Origin of the sequence: Paraburkholderia sp. RL18-085-BIA-A, assembly GCF_046027075.1 — a bacterium.
Lineage (GTDB): Bacteria > Pseudomonadota > Gammaproteobacteria > Burkholderiales > Burkholderiaceae > Paraburkholderia.
The window spans coordinates 18,360-43,602 of record NZ_JARESU010000053.1 but is presented as its reverse complement, the minus strand read 5'-3'; the positions used below and the strand labels follow the sequence as shown (position 1 = coordinate 43,602).

The following is a 25,243-nucleotide window of genomic DNA, read 5'->3' as shown; positions in this document are numbered from 1 at the left end:
CGTGCCGGCCACGAAATGTCTCGGCGTGGCATGCGAGCCGCTCACCGGCGGCAGGCGTCCGACCCAGTTCTCGGAAGCGCTGACCGGCTATACGACGAGCTACGCGGATCAGGTGGAACGCGACTATGACGTGTTTTTGAAGGCGTGCCGCACTGGTGAGCTACAAGTGCGCTCGGATGAAGATATGGCGGCGGATTTTCGGGTGTAGGGGTGGCGGAAGTGGTTGTGGCGTGGTTTGACCCGCATCCTCACCTCACACATCGACCCTTGCTTCCCGCAACGTCACGAAACGCAACTGCCGCGCACGAGCCGCCTCGATCACGCGCGGCAGCACCGCGAGAATCAACGGCTTTCCGTCGACCGTCAGCGCCGCGTTCGCGTCGTGCAACAGCAGAATATCCCGCGCCGCAAGCCCGTCGAGCAGCCGTCTCGCGACCACGTCAGGGTCGCGCTCGCGCGTGTCATAGCCGCGCCGCGTCCACGCCGCGAGCCGCAAGTCGAGCTTGCGCAGCACAGGTTCGAGAAACAGATTGCGCAGGCCCGCGGGCGCGCGGAAGAACATAGGCCGCTCACCGCTCACCTGTTCGAGCGTGCGTTGCGCGGCATCGATCTCGCGCGTGAGCGCGCCCGGCAAGGTCACCGAAAACGTATGCACGTGAACCTGCGAATGGTTTTCGAGCGCATGGCCGCGCGCGACGATCTCGCGCGCGAGCGCCGGATAGCGCTCTACGTTCGCGCCGATGCAGAAGAAGGTGGCGCGCACGTCGAAGCTGTCGAGCAGATCGAGCACTTGTGGCGTGACCACGGGGTCGGGCCCGTCGTCGATGGTCAGCGCGATGGCGTCCGCGTTGCGCGAGGCGGCGGGCAGGCGCGTCCAGTTCGGCCCCAGCAGCGAGGTGCGCGGCAACAGGCCGGCCACGGTGAAAACGGCGTGGTTCACGAAGATCGCGGCCAGCCACCACGGCCACGCGGCGGGCGCCAGCAGCCAGCCGGCCAGCACGAAGACGTGCCATGCGGCGGTCGCGGGGAGTATCGCGGGATAGCGGGTTTGCGGCCAGCGGCGCGGCGGCGCGGGCTGGGCGCGAGGCGTCGTTGTGAAGAATTCGTTCATCAAGCGTGCTTGCTGTCGGCGTTCCTTCGTCGCGGGAAGGTCATGAATCGCGCGTGATGCGCAGCAGCCGCAAAAGATACCACCGATGCACGGCTCGACGTGGCGCGATCAGGAATGGTTGCAAATGAAAGCACGCTGAAAGACGCTGGGGCGCTCAACGCGACGCCGTGCGCGGGCTTGCCCCCGGCGCATTTGTGATCGACAACCCGCTGTTGTATGGTGCTGGGGGCAAACGAAGGCGGGCGTGCATGCGTGGCGGCTGAAACCGGTACGATTGCGCGCAGCCAGTCAATCAACAGGAGAGGTGCAGTGACGGGAACGGAAATCAGAAAGGTTGCGCTTGTGACGGGCGCGGGCAGCGGCATCGGCCGCGCATGTGCACTCACGCTGCTGGAGCACGGCTACGATGTCGTGCTGGCCGGGCGTCGTCAGGCGGCGCTCGACGCGGTGGTTCAGCAGGCGCAGGGTCTGGCCGGCGGCGCGCTGGCCGTCGCGTGCGACGTGACGGACGCAGGCAGCGTCGCCGCGCTGTTCAATACGGTCCGCGAGCGCTTCGGCCGGCTCGACGTACTGTTCAACAATGCGGGGCGCAACGGCTCGCCCGTCGATATCGATGAACTCGATATCGACGAATGGCGCGCGGTGGTCGATACCAATCTCACCGGCGTGTTCCTGTGCACGCGCGCGGCCTTCGGGCTGATGAAAACGCAGAGCCCGCGTGGCGGCCGCATCATCAACAACGGCTCGATCTCGGCGCATGCGCCGCGACCCAACAGCATTGCGTACACGGCGACCAAGCACGCGATCACCGGCCTCACGAAAGCCGTGTCGCTCGACGGCCGCAAATACGACATCGTGTGCGGACAGATCGACATCGGCAATGCGGAAACGGAAATGGCAGCGCGGATGGCGCGCGGCGTGCGGCAGGCCAACGGCGAGATCGCAGTCGAACCGCTGATGGACGTGCAGCACGTCGCCGACGCGGTGCTGCATATGGCCGGCCTGCCGCTGTCGGCGAACGTGCAGTTCATGACCATCATGGCGAGCAAGATGCCGTTCGTCGGCCGAGGCTAGTCGGCGCGCGCGGCACGGCGGACCGACGCACACTCGCGGCACCGCGCAGCACGCCGCGCGCGATCAACTTATACTGAGCGCTTCCCGCCTTTACGGAACGCGTTTTCGCCGTGCCCCGAGCTACACCCAGCGACGACCCGCAGCCGCAGCCGCCCGTGCAGCCCGATCTCGACGACTGTTGTCATAGCGGCTGCAATCCCTGTGTTTTCGATCTCTATGACGAAGCGCTCGAGCGTTATCAGACCGCGCTCGCCGAATGGCAGGCGCGGCACGTGGCGCACACGCGGCGGAGCAAACCGCGCGCGCGTCGTTGAACGGCGTTCGAGGTTGTACGTTCAGGCCGCGCAGTTTTTACCCCGTGCCAGTCATGACCGACCTTCAGTCCGCGCCTCTTGACCCCTTGCTCGAATCGCACACGCTCGACGACCTGCATCGCTTCGTGCAGCGCTATCCGCGTCTGTTCGTGCTGACCGGCGCGGGCATCAGCACCGACTCGGGCATTCCCGGTTATCGCGACGACAACGGCGCATGGAAGCGCTCGCCGCCGATCACCTTGCAGGAGTTTCTCGGCACGCTCGCGATGCGTCAGCGCTACTGGGCGCGCAGCATGGTCGGCTGGCCGGTGGTCGCGCACGCGCAGCCGAACGCCGCGCATACCGCGCTCGCCAGGCTCGAAGCGGCGGGCCATGCGCCGACGCTGGTGACGCAGAACGTCGATGGCCTGCATCAGCGAGCCGGCAGTCGCGAGGTGATCGAGCTGCATGGCGGCATTGATGGCGTGACGTGTCTTGATTGCGGAATGCAGCATGCGCGCGCGTCGATTCAGGAAACGCTGGAGGCGAACAATCCCGCGCTGCTGGACGTAACCGCCGAAGCCGCCGCCGATGGCGACGCGCATCTGGAGTGGCACGATCTCGGCGGCTTTCGCATTCCGTCGTGTTCGAATTGCGGCGGCCTGTTGAAGCCCGCAGTCGTGTTCTTCGGCGAAAGCGTGCCGAAGGAGCGCGTCGAAGCGGCCTCGCATGCGCTCGACGCAGCGGACGCGGTGCTGGTGGTCGGCTCGTCGCTGATGGTCTATTCCGGTTATCGCTTTTGCGTGTGGGCGCACAAGCAGGCTAAGCCGATCGCCGCGATCAATCTGGGGCGCACGCGCGCCGATCCGTTGCTGTCGCTGAAGATCGCGGCGCCATGCGCCGACACGCTGAGCGCGCTGGCCGGGCGCCTCGCGCTGGATTGAGCGAGGCATTCACGAACCGCCGGCGCGCACTATGATTCGCCGATTGTGATTCACCAATCAGCAGGCCCGCTCACGCTGCGCGCCGCTCGAACAAAGAACGCACCTCGAAAGGAACACCGATGTTGACGACCATCGAACAGCTCGAAGCGCACTACAGTCAGCCGCACGAGCGTGCGCTGCGCAAGGAGATTCCGTACATCAACGTGGACTATCGCGCGTTCATCGAAGTCTCGCCGTTCGTCGTGCTGGCCACCGCCGGGCCGGAAGGCCTCGACTGTTCGCCGCGCGGCGACGCGCCTGGCTTCGTGCGGATCGTCGACGAACGCACGCTCGCGTTGCCGGACCGCATCGGCAACAATCGGCTAGACAGTCTGCGCAATATCATCGTCGAGCCGCGTCTCGCGCTGCTGTTCATGATCCCCGGCGTCGGCGAAAGTTTGCGCGTGAACGGCCGTGGCCGGATCACCAACGACCCGCAATGGCTGGACAGTTTCGCCGTCGAAGGTAAACTGCCGCGCACCGTGCTGCTGATCGACGTCGACTCGGTGTATTTCCACTGCTCGAAGGCGCTGGTGCGTTCGAAACTGTGGGACCCGGCGCAACACGTCGAACGGTCGCGGCTGCCGAGCGCGGGCGAGATCCATCGGCGCATCAACGGCACCGGCTTCGACGCCGCCACCTACGACCGTGAACTCGCCGAACGCGTGCGCACGACCCTGTACTGACCCAGAAGCTCAACATGACTGAATCCCATCCGGCGTTGCGGCAACATTCGCCTTCCGCGGAGCGCAACCGCGAACCGATCCTCGCCGTGCTGCGCGACGCGCTACCCGCAACTGGCCGCGTGCTCGAAATCGCGAGCGGCACCGGCCAGCACGCGATGTGCTTCGCCGGCGCGCTTCCCGGACTCGACTGGCAACCGAGCGACGCGGATGCCGACGCGCGCGCGTCGATTGCCGCGTGGATCGCGCACGACGGCCTGCCGAACGTGCGCGCGCCGCTCGCCCTCGACGTGCATCAGCCGGACTGGGGCGTCGATTCGCTCGACGCGGTGGTCTGCATCAACATGATTCACATCTCGCCTTGGAGCGCGGCCGAGGCGCTTTTCGCCGGCGCGAGCCGCCGTCTCGCCGATGGCGGTGTACTGTATCTGTACGGTCCGTATAAACGCGGCGGCGCGCATACGTCGCCCAGCAACGACGCGTTCGATCAGCAGTTGCGCAGCCGCGACCCGGCGTGGGGTGTGCGCGACATGGAAGCAGTCATCGCGCTCGGTGCGTCGGTCGGGTTCGTGTGCGACGAGCCGATCGCGATGCCGGCCAACAATTTCAGCCTGGTGTTCAGGAAACGTCCGGGCGCGGCACAGGTCTGACAGACGGTTTTTGAGGACGCAAGCCGGCATGTTTCATGGGTTGCCGCGCACATGGAGCGCGTTATAGAACGCGTCGCCGGGCGCGCGATGAAGCAACGCCGCCCCGCCCGCACGCAGTGAAACGGTCCGCCCGTTGCCCGCCAGCGAGCGGCAAGCGCGCATTTCTTTTATTCTTTCACCCTCGACGTCCCGCCGACGTTCCTTCCGGCGCGGCGTCACGACATTTTTGGACTCTGGAGAATTCACATGGGCAAACAGGCAATCGGCGTGGTGGGGCTGGCAGTCATGGGCCGCAATCTGGCGCTCAACATCGAGAGCCGCGGCCACGCGGTGTCGGTGTACAACCGAAGCCGCGTGAAAACCGACGAACTCATCGCCGAATATCCGGACCGGAAGCTGGTGCCGGCCTTCACGCTGGAAGAGTTCGTGGAGTCGCTGGAAAAGCCGCGCCGCATTCTGCTGATGGTCAAGGCCGGCGAGCCGACCGACGCCACCATCGCGCAACTCAAGCCGCTGCTGGACAAGGGCGACATTCTGATCGACGGCGGCAACACGCATTTCACCGACACGATCCGCCGCAACCAGGAACTGGCGAAGGCAGGTTTGCATTTCATCGGCACGGGCGTGTCGGGCGGTGAAGAGGGCGCGTTGAAAGGCCCGTCGATCATGCCCGGCGGCCAGCGCGACGCGTACGACCTCGTTGCGCCGATTCTTACCGAGATCGCCGCCAAGGCGCCGGACGGCGAGCCGTGCGTCGCGTACATGGGACCGGACGGCGCGGGCCACTTCGTGAAGATGGTGCACAACGGCATCGAATACGGCGACATGCAACTGATCGCGGAAAGCTACGCGGTGCTCAAGCAGGTCGCCGGGCTGTCGAACGCAGAACTGGGCAAGGTCTACACCGAGTGGAATCAGGGCGAGCTCGACAGCTATCTGATCGAAATCACCTCGAAGATCTTCAGCAAGAAGGACGAGGAAACCGGCAAGGACCTGGTCGACGTGATTCTCGACCGCGCCGCGCAGAAGGGCACCGGCAAGTGGACCAGCCAGAATGCGCTCGATCTCGGCGCACCGCTGCCGCTGATCACCGAAGCTGTGTTCGCGCGCGTGCTTTCGTCGCTGAAGGACCAACGCGTGGCCGCCAGCAAGGTGCTCGACGGGCCGCAGGCCAAGCCGCTCGGCCAGGCGCGCGACGCGTTCATCGAATCGGTGCGTCGCGCGCTGTACTTCAGCAAGGTGATTTCGTACGCGCAAGGCTTCGCGCAACTGCGCGCCGCGTCGCAAGAGTACAAGTGGGATCTGGATTTCGGCACGATCGCGAAGATTTTCCGCGCCGGCTGTATCATCCGCGCCCGCTTCCTGCAGAAGATCACGGACGCCTACACGAAGGACAAGGCGATCGCGAACCTGCTGCTCGATCCGTATTTCCGCGACATCGCGAAGAATTACCAGACTGCGTTGCGCGAGGTCGTGGTGGCCGCGATCAATGCGGGCGTGCCGGTGCCGGCTTTCGCGTCGGCGGTCGCGTATTTCGACGCATATCGCTCGGAACGTCTGCCGGCGAACCTGGTGCAGGCGCAGCGCGACTTCTTCGGCGCGCATACGTTCGAACGCACCGACAAGCCGGGCAGCTTCCACGCGAACTGGAGCTGAGTGTTTGAATGACGACCCGTCACGCGCTTCCCATAAGGCGTGGCGGACTGTCCCCCTGTTTGAAAACCGGGTGTGGCAATTGTTGCCGAATTATGTATTTTTAGTTGCCTTGACGGCTGATCGAGCCGCCGGCTGTTGCGAAAATCGAAATAGAGTTTCGTTGTTTTAAGTATTTACCCTAGATGTCGACGCTCCTAAACTTCTCATCAAGCGCTACGGAGAACCAACCCAAAGCGCACTACAAAGCAAGTTATGGAGGTTTACATCATGAAGACCCTGATCTCTGCAATTGTCGTCGCCGCCGCCCTGGTTGCTCCGGTCGCTTCGTTTGCTCAATCGAATCAGCCGGTGACCCGCGCTCAAGTGCGCGCTGAACTGGTCCAGCTGGAAAAAGCTGGTTACAACCCCGAGGGCGATCATGTCGATTACCCGGCGAATCTTCAGGCTGCGCAAGCGCGTGTCGATGCTCAAACCGGCACCACCGCTCAAGCCGTGAATAGCGGTTATGGCGCACCGATCGCCGGCAGCTCGCAAGCTGGCCGTCCGATCACCGGTAACGACCGTAACTCGGTCTACTTCGGTAACTAAGTCCCACCGAAGCTGCTGAAAGCGCCGCCTGGCCGACAGGCGGCGAGCAAGAAAAAACGCCATCCGGTTTCCCGGGTGGCGTTTTGTCGTTTACGGCGCCGCGGTAATCCGCAAGCGCAATGGCTAATGCAGCGTGCGGTGCCGGCGGCTGATGTCGTCGAAGAGCGCGCGGCTCGGTTCGAGCGCGAGCAGCCAGGATTCGTCGTAGCCGCTCAGATTGTCCAGCGCTTCGCGCAGCCGCTCGATCGCCAGCGCGGGAATCTCCACGCTCGCCTCGACACCGCTCGACAGCCCCGCGATGCTGGCCAGTTGCACCAGTGCGTCGGCTGCTTCGGCCACGTCGGCGGCGAAAACGAGGTGCGTGTTCAGCAACTCGACCAGACCGGGTGACGCCGCAATGTCGTCGACATTGAGTTGCACAGCCAGAAAGGTGGCTTTGTTCATGCCCAAACTCCTCGCAGGATCCAGCGTTTTCGGACGCGCTTCGGACGCGTTTTCAGACGGTACGTTCCGCGCAGCATGCCTGAGTATAGGCGAGGCCTCAAAGGTTTCAATAATCACACAAATCATTCCTGCTGCCCCTTTTTGCGGAAGGCGCGCGGCCCTGCAGACCTATAATGGGGCCAGCCGGAATGCCGGTCGCGCCCGCTGGCGCGGCCCGCGCGTGATGCAAATGGCCCGACGGCTCTGTGTTTTCCAACTGCCTTTCACCATGAAGATCATTCGCAGCAAGACTTTTACCGCGACGCATCCCTGGGGCGCGCTCGATATCGCCAACATGGGTGGCATCACCACGCGTTTGCATTGGACCGATCAGCCGTACAAGTGGCACGTCAACGACGGCGAGGAAGTGTTCGCGGTCCTCGATGGCCGTGTCGAGATGCGCTATCGAGAGGACGGTGTCGAACGGTCGGCGGTTCTTGAAACAGGCGATGTGTTCTACGCTTCGGTGGGCACCGAGCATGTGGCTCATCCGATCGGCGCGGCGCGCATTCTTGTGGTCGAAGCGCAGGGCAGCGTCTGAGCGGCTTCGCCAGCTTTGATGCCGGGCCAACGTCGATGCCCGCGCGCGTGGCGGCATAATGGAGAACGCTATTGCCACGCCCGCGACGGCGCTCGCGAGACCGGTGGCACGGCGAATGCTTGGGCATCGAGTGAATCCGATTGAAACAAGTGTCGAGGACAATCACATGACAAGACGATGGCAATTGACGGGGACGCGGCTTCTGACAGCCGCCGCGCTCGGCGTGATGTTCAGTGGCTGCACGACGATGCCTTGGGAGAGCACGCCGTTCTACAGCAATGCGCCGTCTAGCCCGACCACTCTCAGCACGGTCCCGGTTCCCGCCGGTTACTATCGGGTCAATCCGGGCGACACGCTCGGCGGGATAGCCTCCGCGTATGGCCGCAAGCCGCAGGAAATCGCCACGTGGAATGCCCTCGCGGTGAACTCGCCGGTCAATCCAGGTCAGGTGCTGCGGGTGTCTCCGCCGATGGCCTCCGGCAGCGTGGTGACGCCGCCCGTCAACGTCGCGCCGGGCGCGCCAGGCGCGGCACCCGCTGCGCCGACGGCGTCCACCGGCCCGCAGCAAGGCGTGCTGCAATGGCCGTTACGCGGACCGATCCTGAAAACGTTCGCGCCCGGCAAGTCGAACGGCATCGTGATCGGCGGCCGGCCGGGCGATCCGGTCAAGGCCGCGGCAACCGGCCGCGTAGTCTACGCGGGCTCCGGTATCGAAGCGTATGGTCCGCTCATCATCATCAAGCACGACGACTCGTTGATCACCGCTTACGGCCAGAACAGCACACTGCTCGTGAAGGAAGGCGACGCGGTCGCGCAAGGGCAAACCATCGGCGAGGTCGGGGTGGATAGCCGCGGCGTGGCTTCAATCCAGTTCGAAGTCCGCCAGAACGGCCAGCCGGTCGACCCGCTCGCGTGGCTGCCGAAGACGGGCGGCTGAGCCGTCAGTGAGTCTTCTCGCGTGCCGGTTCTCTTCCGGCACGCCGCGAATGGATGCGCCGGACCCTGCGGCCGTCCAGTCAACGCAAATAACGTCCGCTGCCGGAGCTCGTAGTGGACGGCCGCGCATCCGCCGCCATTCATACGAATTTCCACGAATCCAACCGAATCGGCGCCGCGAGTGGAAACAGGGCTCTTCCCGGTGACATCTAAGTCCATATCAACGGTCGTATCGGATCTGGACTGCGTCGGCGCGGCCATGCGCGCGACGACGATAAATCGGGAGACATCTCATGAAATGGATCAACCTTACGTTGTTCGGGGTACTGACTGTTGCCAGTTTCACCGGCTACGCACAGAGCGGCGGTCCCACCGATCCCCAGATCGCGGCGATCGTGGTAACCGCCAATCAGGTCGATATCGATGCGGGCAAGCTGGCGGAGTCGAAGACCCGGTCGAAGGAAGTCAAGGCGTTTGCGCAGCAAATGGTCACCGACCACAGCGGCGTCAACAAGGCCGCCACCGATCTCGTGCACAAACTGGGCGTGACGCCGGAGCCCAATTCGACGAGTCGAAGCCTCAAGCAAGGCGGCGACGCAAACCTCGCCAACCTGAAGACGCTCAAGGGCATGGCTTTCGATCGGGCGTATATCGATCACGAGGTGGCCTATCACGAGAGCGTGCTGGATGCGCTCGACAAGACCTTGATCCCGAGTGCTCAAAACGAAGAGTTGAAAGCGCTTCTGGTCAAGGTGCGGCCGGCCTTTGTCGCGCATCTCGAACATGCGAAGCATCTGCAGGCGGACCTGGGCAAGAGCAATGGCTGAGATTCGACGCGGCATGGGTGCAATGCCCTGGAGTAACGTGCGCGCGCAAGGCTGCTCGCTGGCCGTGGTGCTCGGTGCGGCGCTCGGGGCGCTGCTGCCCGCCCATGCCTGCGCTGCGCCGCTCACGTACCAGGTGGTCATCGAGCAGATGCGCTTCAATCCGCCGACGCTGACGGTGAAACGGGGCGATCGCGTCGAGTGGGTGAACAAGGATCTGTTTGCTCACACGGCGAGTTCGAGCGCGAAGTCGTTCGACTCGGGCAGCATCGCGCCGAACGCGTCCTGGAGTTTTGTCGCCGGCAGAGCGGGGAGCTATCCTTATCTATGCAACTTCCACCCGACGATGCGCGGCACACTGAATGTCCGGTGACACAACTTGACGAGCGCTCCATGACGCACAGCGCTGTAACACAGTCGGCACCTGCCACGGTCGATGACCTGGCGATCGTGCGCCGCGTCGCTGCGGGAGACCGAAGCGCATTCGAACTGTTGATGCGCCGGCACAACCGGCGCCTGTATCGTCTCGCGCGCGCTACGCTGCACAACGACGCCGAGGCGGAAGACGCGTTGCAGGAAGCGTATCTGTCCGCGTATCGATCAATCAGCCAGTTCCGCGGCGACTCCGCGCTGCTCACCTGGCTGTCGCGGCTGGTGCTCAATGAATGCTTCGCCCGTTTGCGCCGCGAGACACGGCGCCAGAACGTGATTCCAATGGTCGACTCGGTTACTCATGTCGATATCGACGCCATGAACGCAGACGATTCGAATTCTCCTGACAGGGCAGCCGCGCGCGCGGAATTGCGTGCATTGCTCGAACGCAAGCTCGACGAACTACCCGATGTTTTTCGTGTCGTCTTCGTGCTGCGTTCGGTCGAGGAAATGAGCATCGAGGAAACCGCGCAGTGTCTCGCGATTCCGGAGGCCACCGTGCGTAGCCGGCATTTTCGCGCGAGGAATCTGTTGCGCGAGGCGCTGGCTCAGGGAAGTGGATCTGATCGAGCGGGACCTGTTCGAGTTCGGCGGCGCGCAGTGCGATCGGGTGGTCGCCGGTGTGCTGGCGCGCATCGCTGGCGAGCAGGAGAGCGGCTGCCGTTAGTGCGTTAGCAGGTTTGATTCGCTACGTGAATGGAAGGAGGCACTGTGACTGAAGCGCCTGCTCATTGGAGTGCAAGACCGGCTCTTGTTAGCGGAAGCACTCGCTGCGTATCGGCGATGCTGGCCGGCTTCGTTCTGGCGGCGAATGCGGGAGCGTCGGAAGTGCAAGTGCGAACGATCCAGATCGTCTCGGGCAGTTACGGCCAGAACTGTGGAGCGCCGCACGGCAACGAAACGCGTGACGTCGCGCGCCGGTGCAATGGCCTGATGACCTGCGAGTACGCGCCGCGCGAGTCGCTCAGGAGTCGGGCGGCAGCGAAGTGCAGAAGCGGCTTTGTTGCCGAATGGCGTTGCGATGACACGGACTTTCACACCGCCGCTCTGAGCCCCGAAGCCGGGCGGGGCGACACGCTCGTGCTGAGTTGCGTCATCGAGCGCGGCGCGGGCAAATAGCGCGCGCTGCGCAAAACCGACGAGGTGGAAACGGCAATCGGATTCTGCGACCGAGACCGCCTCGTTCTGTTCAGCCGGTCTTGCGAGCCGGCGCAAAGCGCCGCTTGCCGAGCGATGGCGCCAAACGCCGGAAGCGCTCGCGCTTGTGTTCTTCTTCGAAGTGGCTGAGCGACGGTTTCACCAGATCGCTGCGCGACACGATCCCGACGAGACGCATGGTCTTGCGGTCGGCCACCACGGGCAAGCGTTCGAGATTGTGCACCGCCAATCTCGTCGCGACGAGCCGGCACGTTTCGGTCGGCAACGCGTAGGCCGGCGCGGTCTGGCCGACCACGTCGGCCAGATGCGCGCTGCGTTTGTCGGCTCCGTCCGCGCTACAGAAGCGTTCGAGCAACGCGCGGTCGGCCACGCCGAGCACCGCGCCGTCGCGGACCACGGGATAGGCGCGGCGCACCTGGTTCACGCCGAAAAACGTGCGCTGAGCCTCGCCGACCGTCAACCCGGCGTCGATCGATTCGACCGGGGCCGTCATCACTTCGTCGACGTAATGACGTTCGAGCGGATCGACGCCGTACTCGCGATAGATGTGGTAGCCGCGGCGCGCGATTTTCTCGGTCATGATCGACCGGCGCATCACCACCGTCGAGAAGCCGTGAGCGATCAGCGTCGCGGTGAGCAGCGGCAGCAGCGCATTGCTGTCGTGGGTCAGGCCGAAAGCGAACACGATGGCGGTCAACGGTGCGCCGAGTGTCGCGCCGAGCGTGGCGGCCATGCACACGAGCGGCCACAAGGCCGGCTGATTGCCCGGCAGCCAGTGCGCGAGAACGGTGCCGAGCCCGGCGCCGAGCATCAGCAGCGGCGCGAGAACGCCGCCGGAGGTGCCGGAGCCGAGCGCGACGACCCACATGACGGCCTTCACGGCCAGCAGCAGAAGTGCGATCTGCAACGCGATGTGCTGATGCAGCAGATCGCCGATCACGTCGTAACCAACGCCGAGTGCGCGCGGTTCGAGCCAGCCGCCGATGCCGACCACGATGCCGCCCAGCGCGGGCCACCACATCCAGTGAATCGGCAGTTTGCCGAACAGGTCTTCCGTTTTGTACAGCGCCGCGGAAAGTCCAGACGCGAGCGCACCCGACAACAACCCGGCGATTACGCAAGAAATCAGCGACCAGCCATCGGGCGCGGCGGTTTCGAGCGGGAACAGCGGGCCTGTGCCGAAGAACAGCGCGCGAGAGAAACCGGCGACCGCGCAGGCCACCGCGACCGGCAGGAAACTGCGCGGCCGCCACTCGAACAGCAACAGTTCGACCGCCAGCAGCACCGCCGCCACCGGCGTGCCGAACACCGCAGTCATACCCGCGGCGGCGCCTGCCACCAGCAACGTCTTGCGTTCCGCCGACGTGACCTTCACGCATTGCGCGATCAACGAGCCGAGTGCGCCGCCGGTCATGATGATCGGGCCTTCCGCGCCGAATGGTCCGCCGCTGCCGATCACGATGCCGGACGACAGCGGCTTGAGGATCGCGACCTTCGGCGACATTTTGCTTTTACCGAACAGGATGGCTTCGATCGCCTCGGGAATGCCGTGTCCGCGAATTTTCTCGGAACCGTAGCGCGCCATCAGGCCGACGATCAGCCCGCCGATCACCGGCACACCGATGACCCACAGGCCGAGCGTGTTGCCGGCGGGCGAGCGGTCGGCAAACGACAGCGCGCCGAAGAAGAACAGATTGGTGAACAGACGGATCAGGTTCAGCAATACGAATGCGGCAAGCGTGCTGACCACCCCGATGCACGCAGCGAGCGCAATAATGCCGGGCAACCGGGCGTTGGCCGAAAAATCGCGCTTATGTGAATTCATGCTCATGGTTAGTCGAAGTCGATCTGTGGAATCTGGAAAGCGCCCTCGAGCGATTTCAATTCGGCGCGGTGCAATTCCGCCAGTCTCGCAAGCACGCGCTCGCCGGCTTTTTCGAGGTGGACTTCCACCTGGCGGCGATCGGTTTCGCTGACCTGGCGGCGCACGAGACTGAGTGCTTCGCAGCGCGACACCAGCGCGACGACGCCGTGATGCTGGGACTGAAGCCGCTCCGCCAACTCGCCGACGGTGGCCCAGTCGCGCTCCGGATATCCCTTGATGTGCAGCAGCAGCAGATACTGCAACGGCGTAATGCCTTCGCTCTGCGCGGCCTGCTCGGAGAACCGTTCGAAGCGCCGCATCTGGTAGCGAAACTCCGACAGTTGCGCGAAGTCGGCTTTGGTCAGTCCACGAGTCCGTACTTTCATTGGGTACCTGCCAATGCGAATAAACGATTAATATATCACATAATGATGTATTTTACTCGTCTCGCCGGGCAGGCGATGTTGGTGTCGCTACGCCGCCTTTTGCGCTTTGAGCACGGTCTGCCGGTAGAGGCCGGCGATCAGGTCCACCTGCGTGATCATGCCGATCAGATGCCCGGCTGCGTCGAGCACCGGGATATGGTGGTGGCCGTGATGCGCGAACAGCGGCACGAGGTCGGTGATCGGCGCGGTGGCGCTGGTGGTGCAAACCTCGGTGTTCATCACACTGCCGACGGTTGGCGTGCGCAGCGCATCGCCGCGAAGCCAGCCGTCCAGGCGGGTGGCGAACGGCAGGAACTGGCCGAAAACCCGCTTGTCGACGAGGTCGGCCCGCGTCACGATGCCGATCAGATTCCGGTCGGTGTCCGTGACGGGGAGCGCCTTCACCTTGTTGCGCTTGAGCAGGCCCCACGCAACCGTTGCACGCGTGGTCGCGGAGACCGACACCACGTGGCGGGACATGATGTCCTCGCAACTCAGTTCGTTGAAGCTTCGCGAGAAGGCCTGAAGCTGCGTCTCACGCAGCAGCGATTCGAGGTCGTCCGGGTCGATGTCCAGCATTTCGCTGCGGCGCTTCAGAACGGCTTCGAGATCCGCGCGAGTGAAGCCTGCGCGCGACGCGTCGTCGGCCGCATTGCCGCCTGTGCCGCGGGTCAGGCGCCCGCTGTGCGGGTAGCGGTGGCCGGTGGCGGCGTGATAGGCGAGCGCCGCGGCAAGCAGCGCGGCCGACTGGATCGCAATCGGCTCCAGCACGAACCGGTAGCCCAGCGCATGGATGGCGGGGCCGCCCAGCACCGCTGTCAATGCCACGGCGCCCGAAGGCGGATGAACGCAGCGAAGCGCGAACATTCCGCAGATCGATAGCGCGACCGCCAACGCAGCCGCGAGGGTCGGATCGGCGATGACACTGGCACAGGTCACGCCGATCGTCGCAGACACGAGATTGCCGCCAATTATCGACCACGGCTGCGCCAGGGGGCTCGCGGGCACGGCAAACAGCAGGACGGCGGAGGCGCCCATTGGCGCGACCAGCAGCGGAATGTTCGCCGACGGCCCGAGCAGCAGAAACATGGAGCCGCCGGTGAAGGCGATCCCCAGCAGCGCGCCAAGACACGAGCGCGCGCGCTCCTGCCATTTCACGGTGACCGGTGCGGGAATAAAGCTGGCAAGCCAGCGAAGGACAATGGAGCGGAACAAGATAGGACGGGGGCAGTAGTCGATTATGCGGGGACATTACCGGGGAAACCCTGGTAGTGCGAATACACTGTGGTCGTGATTATATTTCAATATGATATAAATCGCGAAATTCGGCTGTTGCGGTGCGGAACTGCCGGGGTGCGATCCTGCTGCTTGTCTCCTCGCTGAAGACAACCCCGCCGACGCGCGCCGCCATTGGCCGGATGAGCGCTCCGTTTTCATTTAATCACGTTGTGATATAAAATGGTCGTAGGCGGATCGATGAAAATGCAATCGCGCGTGAGCTATCACGCCGGTCGATATGCATAGGAATCCGATCGACAAGTGGCTTGCCACGCGCTCTTCCAAAGGAGTTGTCATGCTCATTACTTTTCAATCGACGGCATCGCCGGATGTCGTGATGCTCCGGGACCTTGCGCAATATCTGTTGGGCTTGATCGGCAAGCGTCTCGAGGACCGTGGCGTCATCGTGCATGATGAACTGCCGGTCGCGATTGACCGGCTCGAAGCCGCGATTTCGGACGATGCGACGGCGGAAGCGACCGTCGAACCCCTGCACTGTTCGGCCGGCAACCACCGCGAATCGCGTAACAGGCTGTCTCAACGCGCATGGCCGTTTCTGGACATGATGCGCGCGGCGCGCAAGAGCGATGCGGACATCATCTGGGGGCTTTAGCCGTTCGGCGCGGCCGCCGATATTTCGCGGCCGGGTAGTTCGACAAAAGATCGAGCGATGAAACGGCGTCTTTCGCAACGGCGGTGGGTGGCCGTCCTCGCGGCCTGCGTTATTCCGGTCGTCCACTGTGCCGCCACGACGCGAGCGGCCGACCTGTACGGCGAACATAGCAGCGCGGCAAGCGCGTGGGCAAACAACGCAACGCGCAACTCGTTACAACGCCCTCGATCCGCCGTTGTGCCTGCGGGGCAAACCGCTGCGTACTTCGGTGACGTGCCGTTTACCGTGGTCGGCGTATACGGCGCGACCATGCTCGACATGTTGTCGGGTGGTCCATTGGTCCTCGTGAGATGGCCGGACGACTGCTGCTCGGCAAGGCGGAGGTGGCACACGGGGCATCCGATGGACAACATGCCCGCTGACGCGGGCGGCGCTCATATCTTCTTTCTTTGGCCCGAGTCGTAGTGGGGTGCGCATGCCGTGGCGACGCCGCGAAGGAAGCGGCTGGCTCGGAGGCTTTAATGTCTTCAATGCCCGTTGCGCGGCCGATTCCACCAATGGCGACGCACACCGGAGCGGAGAAGCCGCTCGCGGAGGGTCGCTCGTCGCTCCTGTGTGACGATCAGAAGAATGACCATTGCAAGCACCGCGCCGCACACTGCAAGCTGCACCAGAAAATCCATCATGGCCGGTCTCCACGATTAGCTATGTATCAATCAACGAGTCAATCCGCGACTTCGAACAGAACGCGGCACGACACCCGGTCGAGCAGGCTTGCATGGTTTTCGCCGCTCCACCAGCGCGCAAACACGCCTTGCGGCTGATGGCCCACGACGATCAGAACGGCATGTATCGACTGAGCCCACCGCGCGATATGTTCGACGGCGTTCCCCACTTCCACGTGACCGGTTGCGACGAGGCCCCACGTGCGCAACTTGTCGATGCCTTCCGCGAGCGTCTTACTCGCCTCTTCTTCGTCGATTTGGAAATTCATCGACGCGAGCACGGCGAGTCCGCTCGACCAGCAGGTCGTGTCCAGGATCGAGAGCAGATGCGTTTCAGCCTGCAATTGCCGTGCATGCATCGCGCCGCAGCTTAGCGCTCGCTGTCCTTCCGGCGTGCCGTCACAGCACAGAAGAATGCGTGAAAACGGCGCTAGCATTCGGTGCCTCCGTGATTGCGAAGCGCTCTGCGCCCACCGTCAACGTATCCTCAGGTGAATAGCGGCACCGCTTCGATCAACGCAAAGCCCAGCAGCGCGCCAAGCGTTGCGCCAACCAGCCGCGGATGGAGCTTCTGGAGGTGCAGCGTATCGAGCAGACTGCCGATCAGAATGGCGCCGAGCAGCGCAAACGCCACCACCAGATAACTGATTTCGAAGTCGTCGGCGATAACCATTTGATCTTCCCGCTCGAAACGCGATTGCTTACCAATCAGTATATATCACGTTATGATCTAATAGCGCAGGCAGCAGAGCTGAATGCGAGCGCTGGCGTCCCGTGTCGTTTCTATACTGCCGCGCTTGCAGGCATGCGTTGTTAGCCGTGCTTTACGTCACAAAATGATGCAGACGTGACGGGGGGCAGGATGCAGCGGCGTTTTGCGAAAGTCTTTCGCGCTTCCACTCGACGGTCAGGAATCGCCGCGTACACGAATGCCAAAAGGCGACTTCGGCAACGGGGCGTGACGCCGGTGTCGCGATGCGCGGCGGCGGGCTTTGTCGAGCGGCGACAGAGTACAAGTGATAGGCGGCCAGTCCGAACGACGAGCGCGGGGCAGCGGGGCTGAGTGCTGTGCGTATCACGAAGCGACATATAATGAATTGATGATGTGCCGGCTCGGCGGCGATGCCGCGTTTGTCTCCGAGCGGGCGCATCGGTGCATTGCGAAGCGGATTATTGCGCTGCCGCGAAGCGAAAGACAGGGAGACACGAGATGCCGACTTTTACCCGCATTCTTCTCTGCTACGACGGAACACGCGAAGGGCAGCACGCATTGAAGGACGGCGCCTGTCTGGCGCAGGATCTCAAGGCGGAAGTGCACGTGCTTTCCGTGCTCAACAATTCTTCCTGGGTGCAAGGGGCCGACATCATCTCGGCCATCCCGGTCGATCTCATCACCGACTCGGCCAGAAGTTTGCTCGACGAAGGTTTGAAAAAACTCGCTGCGCGCGGAATCTGGGCGCGCGGGCATTTCGCCATCGGTGATCCGTTGGAGGAGATTCCGTTGTTCGCGAGCGATCTGAAGGTCGATCTGATCGTCGTAGGGCACCGTCATACGAGCCGGATGACGCGCTGGTGGGGCGGCAGGAACGATGGCCTGCTGCTGGACCGGGTCAGTTGCAGCGTGCTGGTCACCATGGGGCCGGAAACGGGTGCGGAAACTCCGGGCGCCGGTGAGAACTCACGCTCGGTCGAACAGCTTTAGGGGGCCTGCGATGAGAGGACGCAACGCTCGCAGTACAGCGGGCCGTTGATGGCAACTCATCGCACGTGCGCTGTCCGTTGGCTCGACGGGTGAACATTGCGTATACATGTACGCGCGATTGAACGGATAGTCGCGTTGCTCGATGCCCAGGCGGCCCATAGCGTGATCGCGCCGTTCAGTCACGTCGGCCGGGCGCGACGCCAGAATCTGGAATAACGAGCTCCACCCTCGCTCGAATCCCATAGCCGACCCCGCCAGATAGAGGCTGTAGGCGCGGATGATTTTTTCCGCGTTGCCGCCGAGTATTCGCTGCTCTTCATCGCCATGATCGTTTTCTCGCTTGTCGGACTGGGGCTGTCTTTGCTGATTCCCGACGACGACCCTACGGATCGGCCATCCGTTGTTCAGCGTGGCGAGCCTGCCCCGACCGTCATGGCCAGGGCGCCGTCCTGCCGATACCGTGGGCAGACCGGTCGACGAGGCCATTTCCCCGATGCCACGGGACAGAGAAGCAGGATGAAAAAGATCTGATCGCGATGCTGATAATTGCGTGACGCGGCAAAGGTCTGAAGGCAGCCACGAAGGGAAACAGCAGCCTACAAAATAGCGCTAGATACCGCGCCCCACCCCGGATCGAGCGGCCGATACTCAACCGTAATTACCAGTGCCGACCTGGAAACCCCAGATGATGTCGGCCTGCTGCCGATTGGCCCGCCGCATCATGTCGAGCAGCGGCCAGACCCGTTGCGCGAATCCACTGCCGCGCTCCCGAAGATGGTTCAGCGCGGCGCAGTTCAGCGCATCTTCCACGATTTCCGCTTTCTCTTCGTTGGATATCGCCCGCTCAATGCGGCTGATTGCGCGCGGCAATTCGCCATGCTCGATGACACCTGGGTGGTCAAGCCGCTTGCCGGCGATGCCCAGCAGATACTGCGCAAGTTCCCTGATCATCAGGACATCGGGCGTGGCGCTCGATTGAAACGTGACCAGCATGGCAGCTCCTTTTCCTTCTCTGGATTGCGGTGCAGGCCTCGGCAACGCCTTGCACGCGACGGGATTGTCGAACCCGGAGCGGGACGCGACTGCCCCAGGGGCGCGCGCGATCCGTATGAATCATTCTTGTATTCGTCAGCGGACTTGCTTTGAATGGGTACTCCGCCACGTGAAGGCTTAGTTACATGGTATGTGATGACGTGACGTATGCAAGCCGCTGCTCGTATGATTGGCTTTTGCCGCTCAATAATATATCACAATATGATATATTATTGATTCCGCACGCTCCCGTGCTAACCACGTCGCGGATTCGTTTGTCAGAAAAGGGCAGCAATGGTGCAACGCACCAATGACAAAACATAAACCAAAAAGCACAATGCGTGACTGAACCGCCGACGCCGCATCCTTCCGTCAGTACAAGCAGCATCGCGCTGGCCGGCACTCTCAGGCTGTCATCCATAGACGCACAAGGACATACAGGGACACACAATGATCGATTTGCGCAGCGATACCGTAACCCGTCCAACTCCGCCGATGCTCGCGGCCATGTCGGCCGCCGAAGTGGGGGACGACGTTTGGGGCGACGACCCCACCGTGCTGCGTCTGCAAGCCGCCGTCGCCGAACGCACCGGCAAGCAAGCGGGCCTGTTCTTCCCGAGTGGCACGCAAAGCAACCTCGCGGCACTGATGGCGCACTGCGCACGCGGCGACGAGTACATCGTCGGCCAGCTCGCACACACGTACAAGTACGAAGGCGGCGGCGCGGCGGTGCTCGGCAGCATCCAGCCACAGCCGCTCGAAAATGCCGCCGACGGCTCGATCCCGCTCGACAAGATCGCCGCCGCGATCAAGCCCATCGACAACCACTTCGCGCGCACGCGGCTGCTGGCGCTCGAAAACACCATCGGCGGCAAGGTGCTGCCGGCCGGATATGTCGCCGAGGCGGTGCAGCTCGCGCGTCAGAGCGGCCTGTCGACCCACCTCGACGGCGCGCGCGTCTATAACGCGGCAGTCGCGTCGGGCAAGCCGGTCGCAGCTCTATGCGAGCCGTTCGATTCCGTGTCGATCTGTTTTTCGAAGGGGCTGGGCGCGCCGGTGGGCTCGGTGCTGGTCGGCAGCCAGGCGCTGATCGACGTGGCGCACCGTTGGCGCAAGGTGCTGGGCGGCGGCATGCGCCAGGCAGGCGTGCTGGCGGCGGCCTGCCTGTACGCGCTGGATCACAACGTCGAGCGCCTCGCGGACGACCACGCGAATGCCGCGCATCTGGCGGCGGGTCTCGAAGCGATCGAGCAGGTCAAGGTGCAGTCGGTCGCCACCAACATGGTGTTCGCGCAGTTTCCGCAGCAGGATTGCGCGCCGCTCGAAGCGTGGCTCAAAGAGCGCGGCATTCTCACGCAGATGCTGTACGCGTCGCGTTTCGTCACGCATAAGGACGTGTCGCGTGAGGACATCAATACGTTCATCGCCGCAGTGAAGGGGTATTTCGCGGCGCGTTGACCGGCACTCGATCAGCGGTCGATTCGTAAAGCGGGCGCGCTGTCGCCGCAGCGCGCCCGCTTTTCATTTCGCCGACGCTTTCACGTGTCCACCCGCGCGATGCGAAGGCGCCAGCAGTCGCAGTCCGCTCGCAAGGCTCGCCGCGCCGGCGAAGAACGCGCCCGTGCCGAGCGCAAGCGTCGGGCCATGGCGGCCGGCAATTCCGAAGCTCAACGCAACCAGCGCCGCGCCGGTGGTCTGCCCCAGCAGCCGCGCGGTCGCGACGATGCCGCTTGCGCCGCCGCTGCGTTCGGGCGGCGCGCTCGCCATCAGCGCCTTCAGATTGGGCGACTGGAAGAAGCCGAAGCCCGCGCCGCAAATCGCCATCCGGATGCCGATGTCGAGCACGTGCGGATGCACCGGCAACAGCGCCAGCGACGCCATCCCCGCCGACATCACCGCGAGCCCGATCGCGCCGAGCAGGCCGGGCGGATAGCGGTCCGACAGACTGCCCGCGAGCGGCGCGGCCAGCGCCACCACCACCGGCCACGGCGTCATCAGAAAGCCGGTTTCGACCTGGCTGCGATGCAGGACGTCCTCGAAATAAAACGGCAGTGACACGAACGCGAGTCCTTGCGCGGCGAACGAACACACCGCCGTCACCGCCGACAGCGCGAACACTGGCCGCTTGAACAGATCGACGGGCAGCATCGGCGCCGGATGGCCCGCTTCACGGCGGATCAGCAGCAGTCCGAACACCACCGCGATCGCCGCCGCGCTCAGCACGAGTTGCGTCGGCGATCGCTGGGCCGCCTCACCGAGCGCGAAGATCAGCGCGGCGAAGGTGATCACGTTGAGCAGCGCCGCGACCGGATCGAAATTGTGCTTGCCGCGTTCGGTTTGCGGCAGCGCCGGCCATGCAAAGCCCAATGCGAGCAGGCCGAGCGGCACGTTGACCGCGAACAGCCAGGGCCACGCGGCAACCGACAGGATCAGCGACGCCACCGTCGGCCCGACCGCGAACGACACGCCGACCACCAGCGCGTTGGTGCCGAGCCCGCGTCCGAGCCTGTGCGGCGGATAGAGAAAGCGGATCAGCGCGGTATTCACGCTCATGATCGCGCTCGCGCCGAGGCCTTGCATCACGCGCGCGGCGGCGAGTAACGGCAGCGTCGAAGCCATCGAGCACGCGAGCGAGGCCAGCGTGAACAACGCAATGCCGCCGATGTAAATCCGCCGGTGCCCGACGATATCGCCGAGCGCGGCGAGCGGCAGCAGTGTCGCCACCATCGCGAGCTGATACGCGTTGATGATCCACACCGACGCCGCGGGCGCCGCATGCAGATCCGCCGCAATGGCGGGCAGGGCGGTGTTGGCGATCGCGGTGTCGAGCGTGGCGAGGGCGACGGCGAGCATGATCGCGGCCATCGCGCGGCGGTTGGCGGCGGACATCGGGCCGTCGGCCGGGAAAGGCTGCGCGGCGGTGGCGCTGAGTTTGTCGGACAAGGCGTGGCTCGTCGGGTTATGCATGCCGATGCGGCGGCCGGTCCAAAGACGCGGCGTGCAAGCGGCGGGGTTGCGTGGCGAGAGGCGCGCGCCGTCTGGTGCAGGCGATCAAGGCGGGCAGCGCGCAGCGGAATGTAGCGATTGTTACAGAGACGCGGAAATCCTGCTGGGACGCGGGCAGGACTGGACCGGTGTGCGAATCGGCTTGACCCAACGTACGTGACCTTACTTGCATGACGCAACTAACGGTCAAGTCCGCGCAATCTCTTCGAACTGATCCGCGCACACTCTGTCACACGCGATCCGGCACAAACAGTTCAGCAGACGAGGCGGCCCGATTTGATCACATACCGAAGTGTTCGACCGAATTCATCCACGCGTCACGCGGTGAAAAAATAATGGCGCTATGCATGATCCGATGCGCGTGGCGCATCTCGCCAGCGTTGATTTCGCCGTGGCCTCGCTATGACCTCTTTCATGCCGCTCGATGCACGCGCGCAGTGCCGCTTACGTGCTGCTTGCACCGTGTCCGTGCGAAAAGCCGCGATGCTCGCGCGTCGCGGCGGGCATGGCATGTGCATGAACCCCCTGCTCGCGCTCGCCGGTGTGCGGCAGCCGTAAAATGTTCTACTCTGTTTTTTAACCCGCCTGAACGGCACGCGCCTCCCGTCCGTCACCCATGCGGTTCGCGTATGCCGCGGCGCTTTTACCTCCGGAGGCTTCGATGACAGCCGTCGATCTGGAATTCGACCAGCTCAACAGTACCGTCGACGCGCTACGGCGCTCCATTTCAAACCGCATGATGTACGGCGTCGGCAAGGACGCTGTCACCGCGCATCCCCATGACTGGCTGCATGCCGCGGCGCTCGCCGTGCGCGACCGGCTGGTGGCGCGCTGGATGAAAACCACGCGCCTGCAATACGAACAGGACGTGAAGCGCGTCTATTACCTGTCGATGGAATTCCTGATCGGCCGGACCTTTACGAACGCATTACTGGCGCTCGGCATTCACGATCAGATGAAGGAAGCGCTCGCGAGTCTCGGCGTCGACATGGAGACGCTGATCAATATCGAGCCGGACGCCGCGCTCGGCAACGGGGGTCTCGGCCGGCTCGCCGCCTGCTTTCTCGATTCCATGGCGACGCTCGGCATTCCGGGCTTCGGCTACGGCATCCGCTACGAATACGGCATGTTCCGTCAGGAGATCGTCAACGGCGAGCAGGTCGAAGCGCCGGACTACTGGTTGCGCGCGGGCAATCCATGGGAGTTTCCACGGCCCGAAATCAAGTACATGGTCCACTTCGGCGGGCGCACGGTGCAGCGTGGCGAACTGGTCGAATGGATCGACACGGAGCATGTGAACGCCACCGCGTACGACACCGTGATTCCCGGCTACGCGACGGACGCGACCAACACGCTGCGGCTATGGTCGGCGCGCGCCACCGATGAGATCGACCTCAGCGCGTTCAATCGTGGCGACTACCGCAATGCGGTCGACACGAAGAACATGTCGGAGAACGTCTCGCGCCTGCTGTATCCGGACGACTCGACGCCCGCCGGCCGCGAACTGCGGCTGCGCCAGGAGTACTTCTTCGTGTCCGCGACGATGCAGGATCTGATCCGCCGCTATCAGCGCACGCACAGCACGTTCGGGCGCTTCTCCGAAAAGGTCGCGGTGCATCTGAACGACACGCACCCCGTGCTGGCGATTCCCGAGCTGATGCGTCTGCTGGTCGACGTTCATCATCTGCCGTGGGACAAGGCGTGGAAACACGTCACGCAGATCTTCTCGTACACCAACCACACGCTGATGCCCGAAGCGCTCGAAACATGGGACGTCGAGATGCTCTCGCGTTTGTTGCCGCGGCATCTCGAGATCATCTTCGAGATCAACGCGCAGTTTCTCAAGCATGTGAGCGAGCATTCGGGTCATGACGCCGAGATGATTCGCCGCATTTCGCTGGTCGACGAATATGGGCAGCGGCGCGTGCGCATGGCGTATCTGGCGATCGTCGCAAGCCAGAAGGTGAACGGCGTGTCGAAGCTGCATTCGCAACTGATGACCCGCGACATCTTCGCCGACTTCGCGCGCATCTATCCGGACCGCTTCACCAACGTGACCAACGGCATCACGCCGCGCCGCTGGCTCGCGCAAGCGAGCCCTTCGCTGTCGTCGCTGATCGATCAGCGGATCGGCAAGCATTGGCGCAGCAATCTGTTCGAGCTGGAGCAGTTGCGCAACCTGCGCACCGACAGCGGCTTTATCGACGCGTTCCGCGACGCGAAGCGGCAAAGCAAATTGCGGCTCGTGCAGCGCCTCGCGCAGCACACGAAACTGCACTTCAATCCAGATGCGCTGTTCGATCTGCAGGTCAAGCGTATTCACGAATACAAGCGCCAACTGCTGAACGTGCTGCACGTGATCGTGCGCTACAACCAGATTCGCGAGAACCCCGAGCGCGACTGGGTGCCGCGCGTCGTGCTGTTCGCCGGCAAGGCCGCGTCCGCGTACCGGATGGCGAAGACGATCATCAGGCTGATCGGCGACGTCAGCGAGAAGGTCAATCACGATCCGCTGATCGGCGACCGGCTGAAAGTGGTGTTCGTGCCGAACTACGGCGTGAGCGTGGCCGAGATGATCATTCCGGCGGCCGACCTGTCGGAGCAGATTTCGATGGCCGGCACCGAAGCGTCCGGCACCGGCAACATGAAGCTCGCGCTCAACGGCGCGTTGACGATCGGCACGATGGACGGCGCGAACATCGAGATCTGCGACGCGGTGGGGCGCGAGAACATCTTCATCTTCGGCCATACCGCCGACGAGGTGGACGACCTGCGCGCGAGCGGTTACCGGCCGCGCCACGTCTACGAAGAGAACGCGGACCTGCACATGGCGCTCGACCAGATCCGCTCAGGCTTCTTTTCGCCGGACGATCCGTTGCGCTTCTCGGATATTTTCCACACGCTGGTCGACTGGGGCGACCATTACATGGTGCTGGCCGACTTCGCCGCGTTCGCGAAGGCACAGGAGGAGGTGGATGCGCGCTTCGTCGACAAACGTGCGTGGGCCGAAAGCGCGATCGAGAATGTCGCGGGGATGGGGCAGTTTTCGTCGGACCGCACGATCGGCGAATACGCGCGCGATATCTGGCATGTGAATCCGCTTAGTCTGGAGTGACGGCGGTATGCGTGTGCTTGCGTTTCGCGTGAGCGCCTGACAGATGACAAGGCCGTGCGTTTCATTGCTTG

General features: G+C 63.7%; 27 protein-coding genes and 2 pseudogenes. 18 read left to right on the top strand and 11 right to left on the bottom strand.

The genetic code is table 11. From position 1 onward, the window contains the following. Positions 1–13: 13 nt before the first annotated feature. Positions 14–208 (top strand): annotated as a pseudogene (locus P0D89_RS28985) (DUF2252 domain-containing protein); the annotation flags it as partial. Between the two features lie 45 nt (positions 209–253). Here P0D89_RS28985 and P0D89_RS28980 read toward each other — a convergent pair. Then, positions 254–1,111, bottom strand: coding sequence for a polysaccharide deacetylase family protein (locus P0D89_RS28980; protein ID WP_408362473.1), 858 nt, complete (start codon positions 1,109–1,111; stop codon positions 254–256). Positions 1,112–1,420: 309 nt separating this feature from the next. Here P0D89_RS28980 and P0D89_RS28975 point away from each other — a divergent pair, with 309 nt between their 5' ends. The 7 genes from P0D89_RS28975 (at position 1,421) to P0D89_RS28945 (ending at position 7,038) form a co-directional block, all read left to right on the top strand. Continuing rightward, a complete protein-coding gene (locus P0D89_RS28975; RefSeq protein ID WP_408362474.1) occupies positions 1,421–2,185 on the top strand; it encodes an SDR family oxidoreductase in 765 nt (254 codons plus the stop codon). Positions 2,186–2,295: 110 nt separating this feature from the next. Then, positions 2,296–2,499 (top strand): oxidoreductase-like domain-containing protein, encoded by a 204-nt coding sequence (locus P0D89_RS28970; protein ID WP_408362475.1) that lies wholly within the window; start codon positions 2,296–2,298, stop codon positions 2,497–2,499. Positions 2,500–2,552: 53 nt separating this feature from the next. Further along, on the top strand, positions 2,553–3,422 hold the full coding sequence (locus P0D89_RS28965) for an NAD-dependent protein deacetylase (RefSeq protein ID WP_408362476.1): 870 nt from the start codon (positions 2,553–2,555) through the stop codon (positions 3,420–3,422). Between the two features lie 119 nt (positions 3,423–3,541). After that, positions 3,542–4,147, top strand: coding sequence for a pyridoxamine 5'-phosphate oxidase family protein (locus P0D89_RS28960; RefSeq protein ID WP_408362477.1), 606 nt, complete (start codon positions 3,542–3,544; stop codon positions 4,145–4,147). A 14-nt stretch (positions 4,148–4,161) separates the two neighbouring features. Continuing rightward, entirely contained in the window at positions 4,162–4,794 is a 633-nt protein-coding gene (locus P0D89_RS28955; RefSeq protein ID WP_408362478.1) for a DUF938 domain-containing protein, read from the top strand. Between the two features lie 246 nt (positions 4,795–5,040). Beyond that, complete coding sequence (gene gnd, locus P0D89_RS28950; protein ID WP_408362479.1) at positions 5,041–6,450, top strand: NADP-dependent phosphogluconate dehydrogenase; 1,410 nt, start codon at positions 5,041–5,043, stop codon at positions 6,448–6,450. A gap of 267 nt (positions 6,451–6,717) precedes the next feature. Next, a complete protein-coding gene (locus P0D89_RS28945; RefSeq protein WP_408362480.1) occupies positions 6,718–7,038 on the top strand; it encodes a DUF4148 domain-containing protein in 321 nt (106 codons plus the stop codon). A 123-nt stretch (positions 7,039–7,161) separates the two neighbouring features. Here the strand turns inward: P0D89_RS28945 and P0D89_RS28940 are convergent, their stop codons facing one another. Then, entirely contained in the window at positions 7,162–7,482 is a 321-nt protein-coding gene (locus P0D89_RS28940; protein ID WP_408362481.1) for a hypothetical protein, read from the bottom strand. A gap of 268 nt (positions 7,483–7,750) precedes the next feature. Between P0D89_RS28940 and P0D89_RS28935 the strand changes: the two genes are divergently transcribed. The 6 genes and pseudogenes from P0D89_RS28935 (at position 7,751) to P0D89_RS28910 (ending at position 11,373) form a co-directional block, all read left to right on the top strand. After that, positions 7,751–8,062 (top strand): cupin domain-containing protein, encoded by a 312-nt coding sequence (locus tag P0D89_RS28935; RefSeq protein ID WP_408362515.1) that lies wholly within the window; start codon positions 7,751–7,753, stop codon positions 8,060–8,062. A 166-nt stretch (positions 8,063–8,228) separates the two neighbouring features. Then, entirely contained in the window at positions 8,229–8,999 is a 771-nt protein-coding gene (locus P0D89_RS28930) for a peptidoglycan DD-metalloendopeptidase family protein (RefSeq protein ID WP_408362482.1), read from the top strand. A gap of 292 nt (positions 9,000–9,291) precedes the next feature. Then, positions 9,292–9,825 (top strand): DUF4142 domain-containing protein, encoded by a 534-nt coding sequence (locus P0D89_RS28925; RefSeq protein WP_408362483.1) that lies wholly within the window; start codon positions 9,292–9,294, stop codon positions 9,823–9,825. Next, entirely contained in the window at positions 9,818–10,195 is a 378-nt protein-coding gene (locus P0D89_RS28920) for a cupredoxin domain-containing protein (RefSeq protein ID WP_408362484.1), read from the top strand. Before P0D89_RS28925 ends, P0D89_RS28920 begins: the two co-directional genes overlap by 8 nt. Positions 10,196–10,215: 20 nt before the next feature. Next, positions 10,216–10,921 (top strand): annotated as a pseudogene (locus P0D89_RS28915) (RNA polymerase sigma factor). 161 nt (positions 10,922–11,082) lie between these two features. Next, positions 11,083–11,373, top strand: a complete 291-nt coding sequence (locus tag P0D89_RS28910) for a hypothetical protein (RefSeq protein ID WP_408362485.1) — start codon at positions 11,083–11,085, stop codon at positions 11,371–11,373. Between the two features lie 70 nt (positions 11,374–11,443). Here P0D89_RS28910 and P0D89_RS28905 read toward each other — a convergent pair whose 3' ends face one another. From P0D89_RS28905 to P0D89_RS28895, 3 genes are all read right to left on the bottom strand, one after another. Then, on the bottom strand, positions 11,444–13,243 hold the full coding sequence (locus tag P0D89_RS28905) for a chloride channel protein (RefSeq protein WP_408362486.1): 1,800 nt from the start codon (positions 13,241–13,243) through the stop codon (positions 11,444–11,446). A gap of 2 nt (positions 13,244–13,245) precedes the next feature. Further along, entirely contained in the window at positions 13,246–13,662 is a 417-nt protein-coding gene (locus tag P0D89_RS28900; protein ID WP_408362487.1) for a MarR family winged helix-turn-helix transcriptional regulator, read from the bottom strand. A gap of 87 nt (positions 13,663–13,749) precedes the next feature. After that, on the bottom strand, positions 13,750–14,916 hold the full coding sequence (locus P0D89_RS28895; RefSeq protein WP_408362488.1) for an HPP family protein: 1,167 nt from the start codon (positions 14,914–14,916) through the stop codon (positions 13,750–13,752). 358 nt (positions 14,917–15,274) lie between these two features. Here P0D89_RS28895 and P0D89_RS28890 point away from each other — a divergent pair, with 358 nt between their 5' ends. Then, the gene (locus tag P0D89_RS28890) at positions 15,275–15,592 is read left to right on the top strand and encodes a DUF1840 domain-containing protein (protein ID WP_408362489.1); all 318 of its coding nucleotides are present in this window, start codon (positions 15,275–15,277) and stop codon (positions 15,590–15,592) included. 527 nt (positions 15,593–16,119) lie between these two features. Here the strand turns inward: P0D89_RS28890 and P0D89_RS28885 are convergent. Genes P0D89_RS28885 through P0D89_RS28875 form a run of 3 tightly spaced genes read right to left on the bottom strand, consistent with a single transcriptional unit; the run spans position 16,120 to position 16,990 of the window. Then, entirely contained in the window at positions 16,120–16,278 is a 159-nt protein-coding gene (locus P0D89_RS28885; protein ID WP_408362490.1) for a hypothetical protein, read from the bottom strand. A 38-nt stretch (positions 16,279–16,316) separates the two neighbouring features. Continuing rightward, the gene (locus tag P0D89_RS28880; protein WP_408362491.1) at positions 16,317–16,754 is read right to left on the bottom strand and encodes a universal stress protein; all 438 of its coding nucleotides are present in this window, start codon (positions 16,752–16,754) and stop codon (positions 16,317–16,319) included. A gap of 50 nt (positions 16,755–16,804) precedes the next feature. Next, on the bottom strand, positions 16,805–16,990 hold the full coding sequence (locus tag P0D89_RS28875) for a hypothetical protein (RefSeq protein ID WP_408362492.1): 186 nt from the start codon (positions 16,988–16,990) through the stop codon (positions 16,805–16,807). A gap of 537 nt (positions 16,991–17,527) precedes the next feature. Here P0D89_RS28875 and P0D89_RS28870 point away from each other — a divergent pair. Continuing rightward, positions 17,528–18,019, top strand: coding sequence for a universal stress protein (locus tag P0D89_RS28870; protein ID WP_408362493.1), 492 nt, complete (start codon positions 17,528–17,530; stop codon positions 18,017–18,019). On the opposite strand, the gene P0D89_RS28865 is transcribed toward P0D89_RS28870, so the two are convergent. Both P0D89_RS28865 and P0D89_RS28860 read right to left on the bottom strand, forming a co-directional pair. Further along, on the bottom strand, positions 17,996–18,505 hold the full coding sequence (locus P0D89_RS28865; RefSeq protein ID WP_408362494.1) for a hypothetical protein: 510 nt from the start codon (positions 18,503–18,505) through the stop codon (positions 17,996–17,998). The two genes, P0D89_RS28870 and P0D89_RS28865, sit on opposite strands and share 24 nt — an antisense overlap. Positions 18,506–18,667: 162 nt before the next feature. Continuing rightward, complete coding sequence (locus tag P0D89_RS28860; protein WP_408362495.1) at positions 18,668–19,012, bottom strand: DUF1840 domain-containing protein; 345 nt, start codon at positions 19,010–19,012, stop codon at positions 18,668–18,670. 489 nt (positions 19,013–19,501) lie between these two features. Here P0D89_RS28860 and ltaE point away from each other — a divergent pair, with 489 nt between their 5' ends. After that, positions 19,502–20,509, top strand: a complete 1,008-nt coding sequence (ltaE, locus tag P0D89_RS28855) for a low-specificity L-threonine aldolase (protein ID WP_408362496.1) — start codon at positions 19,502–19,504, stop codon at positions 20,507–20,509. A gap of 63 nt (positions 20,510–20,572) precedes the next feature. On the opposite strand, the gene P0D89_RS28850 is transcribed toward ltaE, so the two are convergent. Continuing rightward, positions 20,573–21,940, bottom strand: a complete 1,368-nt coding sequence (locus tag P0D89_RS28850) for an MFS transporter (RefSeq protein ID WP_408362516.1) — start codon at positions 21,938–21,940, stop codon at positions 20,573–20,575. Between the two features lie 778 nt (positions 21,941–22,718). On the opposite strand from P0D89_RS28850, the gene P0D89_RS28845 reads away from it, so the two are divergent. Next, positions 22,719–25,172, top strand: coding sequence for a glycogen/starch/alpha-glucan phosphorylase (locus tag P0D89_RS28845; RefSeq protein WP_408362497.1), 2,454 nt, complete (start codon positions 22,719–22,721; stop codon positions 25,170–25,172). Positions 25,173–25,243 lie beyond the last annotated feature (71 nt).

Bases quoted from the DNA above. Each gene is read 5' to 3' on its own strand.
- P0D89_RS28900 (WP_408362487.1), bottom strand. From the start codon at position 13,662: ATGAAAGTACGGACTCGTGGACTGACCAAAGCCGACTTCGCGCAACTG.
- P0D89_RS28890 (WP_408362489.1), top strand. From the start codon at position 15,275: ATGCTCATTACTTTTCAATCGACGGCATCGCCGGATGTCGTGATGCTC.
- P0D89_RS28880 (WP_408362491.1), bottom strand. From the start codon at position 16,754: ATGCTAGCGCCGTTTTCACGCATTCTTCTGTGCTGTGACGGCACGCCG.
- P0D89_RS28930 (WP_408362482.1), top strand. From the start codon at position 8,229: ATGACAAGACGATGGCAATTGACGGGGACGCGGCTTCTGACAGCCGCC.
- P0D89_RS28850 (WP_408362516.1), bottom strand. From the start codon at position 21,940: ATGTCCGCCGCCAACCGCCGCGCGATGGCCGCGATCATGCTCGCCGTC.
- P0D89_RS28885 (WP_408362490.1), bottom strand. From the start codon at position 16,278: ATGATGGATTTTCTGGTGCAGCTTGCAGTGTGCGGCGCGGTGCTTGCA.
- P0D89_RS28920 (WP_408362484.1), top strand. From the start codon at position 9,818: ATGGCTGAGATTCGACGCGGCATGGGTGCAATGCCCTGGAGTAACGTG.
- ltaE (WP_408362496.1), top strand. From the start codon at position 19,502: ATGATCGATTTGCGCAGCGATACCGTAACCCGTCCAACTCCGCCGATG.
- P0D89_RS28870 (WP_408362493.1), top strand. From the start codon at position 17,528: ATGCCGACTTTTACCCGCATTCTTCTCTGCTACGACGGAACACGCGAA.
- P0D89_RS28845 (WP_408362497.1), top strand. From the start codon at position 22,719: ATGACAGCCGTCGATCTGGAATTCGACCAGCTCAACAGTACCGTCGAC.
- P0D89_RS28925 (WP_408362483.1), top strand. From the start codon at position 9,292: ATGAAATGGATCAACCTTACGTTGTTCGGGGTACTGACTGTTGCCAGT.
- P0D89_RS28905 (WP_408362486.1), bottom strand. From the start codon at position 13,243: ATGAGCATGAATTCACATAAGCGCGATTTTTCGGCCAACGCCCGGTTG.
- P0D89_RS28865 (WP_408362494.1), bottom strand. From the start codon at position 18,505: ATGGCCTCGTCGACCGGTCTGCCCACGGTATCGGCAGGACGGCGCCCT.
- P0D89_RS28940 (WP_408362481.1), bottom strand. From the start codon at position 7,482: ATGAACAAAGCCACCTTTCTGGCTGTGCAACTCAATGTCGACGACATT.
- P0D89_RS28980 (WP_408362473.1), bottom strand. From the start codon at position 1,111: ATGAACGAATTCTTCACAACGACGCCTCGCGCCCAGCCCGCGCCGCCG.
- P0D89_RS28860 (WP_408362495.1), bottom strand. From the start codon at position 19,012: ATGCTGGTCACGTTTCAATCGAGCGCCACGCCCGATGTCCTGATGATC.
- P0D89_RS28955 (WP_408362478.1), top strand. From the start codon at position 4,162: ATGACTGAATCCCATCCGGCGTTGCGGCAACATTCGCCTTCCGCGGAG.
- P0D89_RS28875 (WP_408362492.1), bottom strand. From the start codon at position 16,990: ATGGTTATCGCCGACGACTTCGAAATCAGTTATCTGGTGGTGGCGTTT.
- P0D89_RS28960 (WP_408362477.1), top strand. From the start codon at position 3,542: ATGTTGACGACCATCGAACAGCTCGAAGCGCACTACAGTCAGCCGCAC.
- P0D89_RS28965 (WP_408362476.1), top strand. From the start codon at position 2,553: ATGACCGACCTTCAGTCCGCGCCTCTTGACCCCTTGCTCGAATCGCAC.
- P0D89_RS28935 (WP_408362515.1), top strand. From the start codon at position 7,751: ATGAAGATCATTCGCAGCAAGACTTTTACCGCGACGCATCCCTGGGGC.
- gnd (WP_408362479.1), top strand. From the start codon at position 5,041: ATGGGCAAACAGGCAATCGGCGTGGTGGGGCTGGCAGTCATGGGCCGC.
- P0D89_RS28945 (WP_408362480.1), top strand. From the start codon at position 6,718: ATGAAGACCCTGATCTCTGCAATTGTCGTCGCCGCCGCCCTGGTTGCT.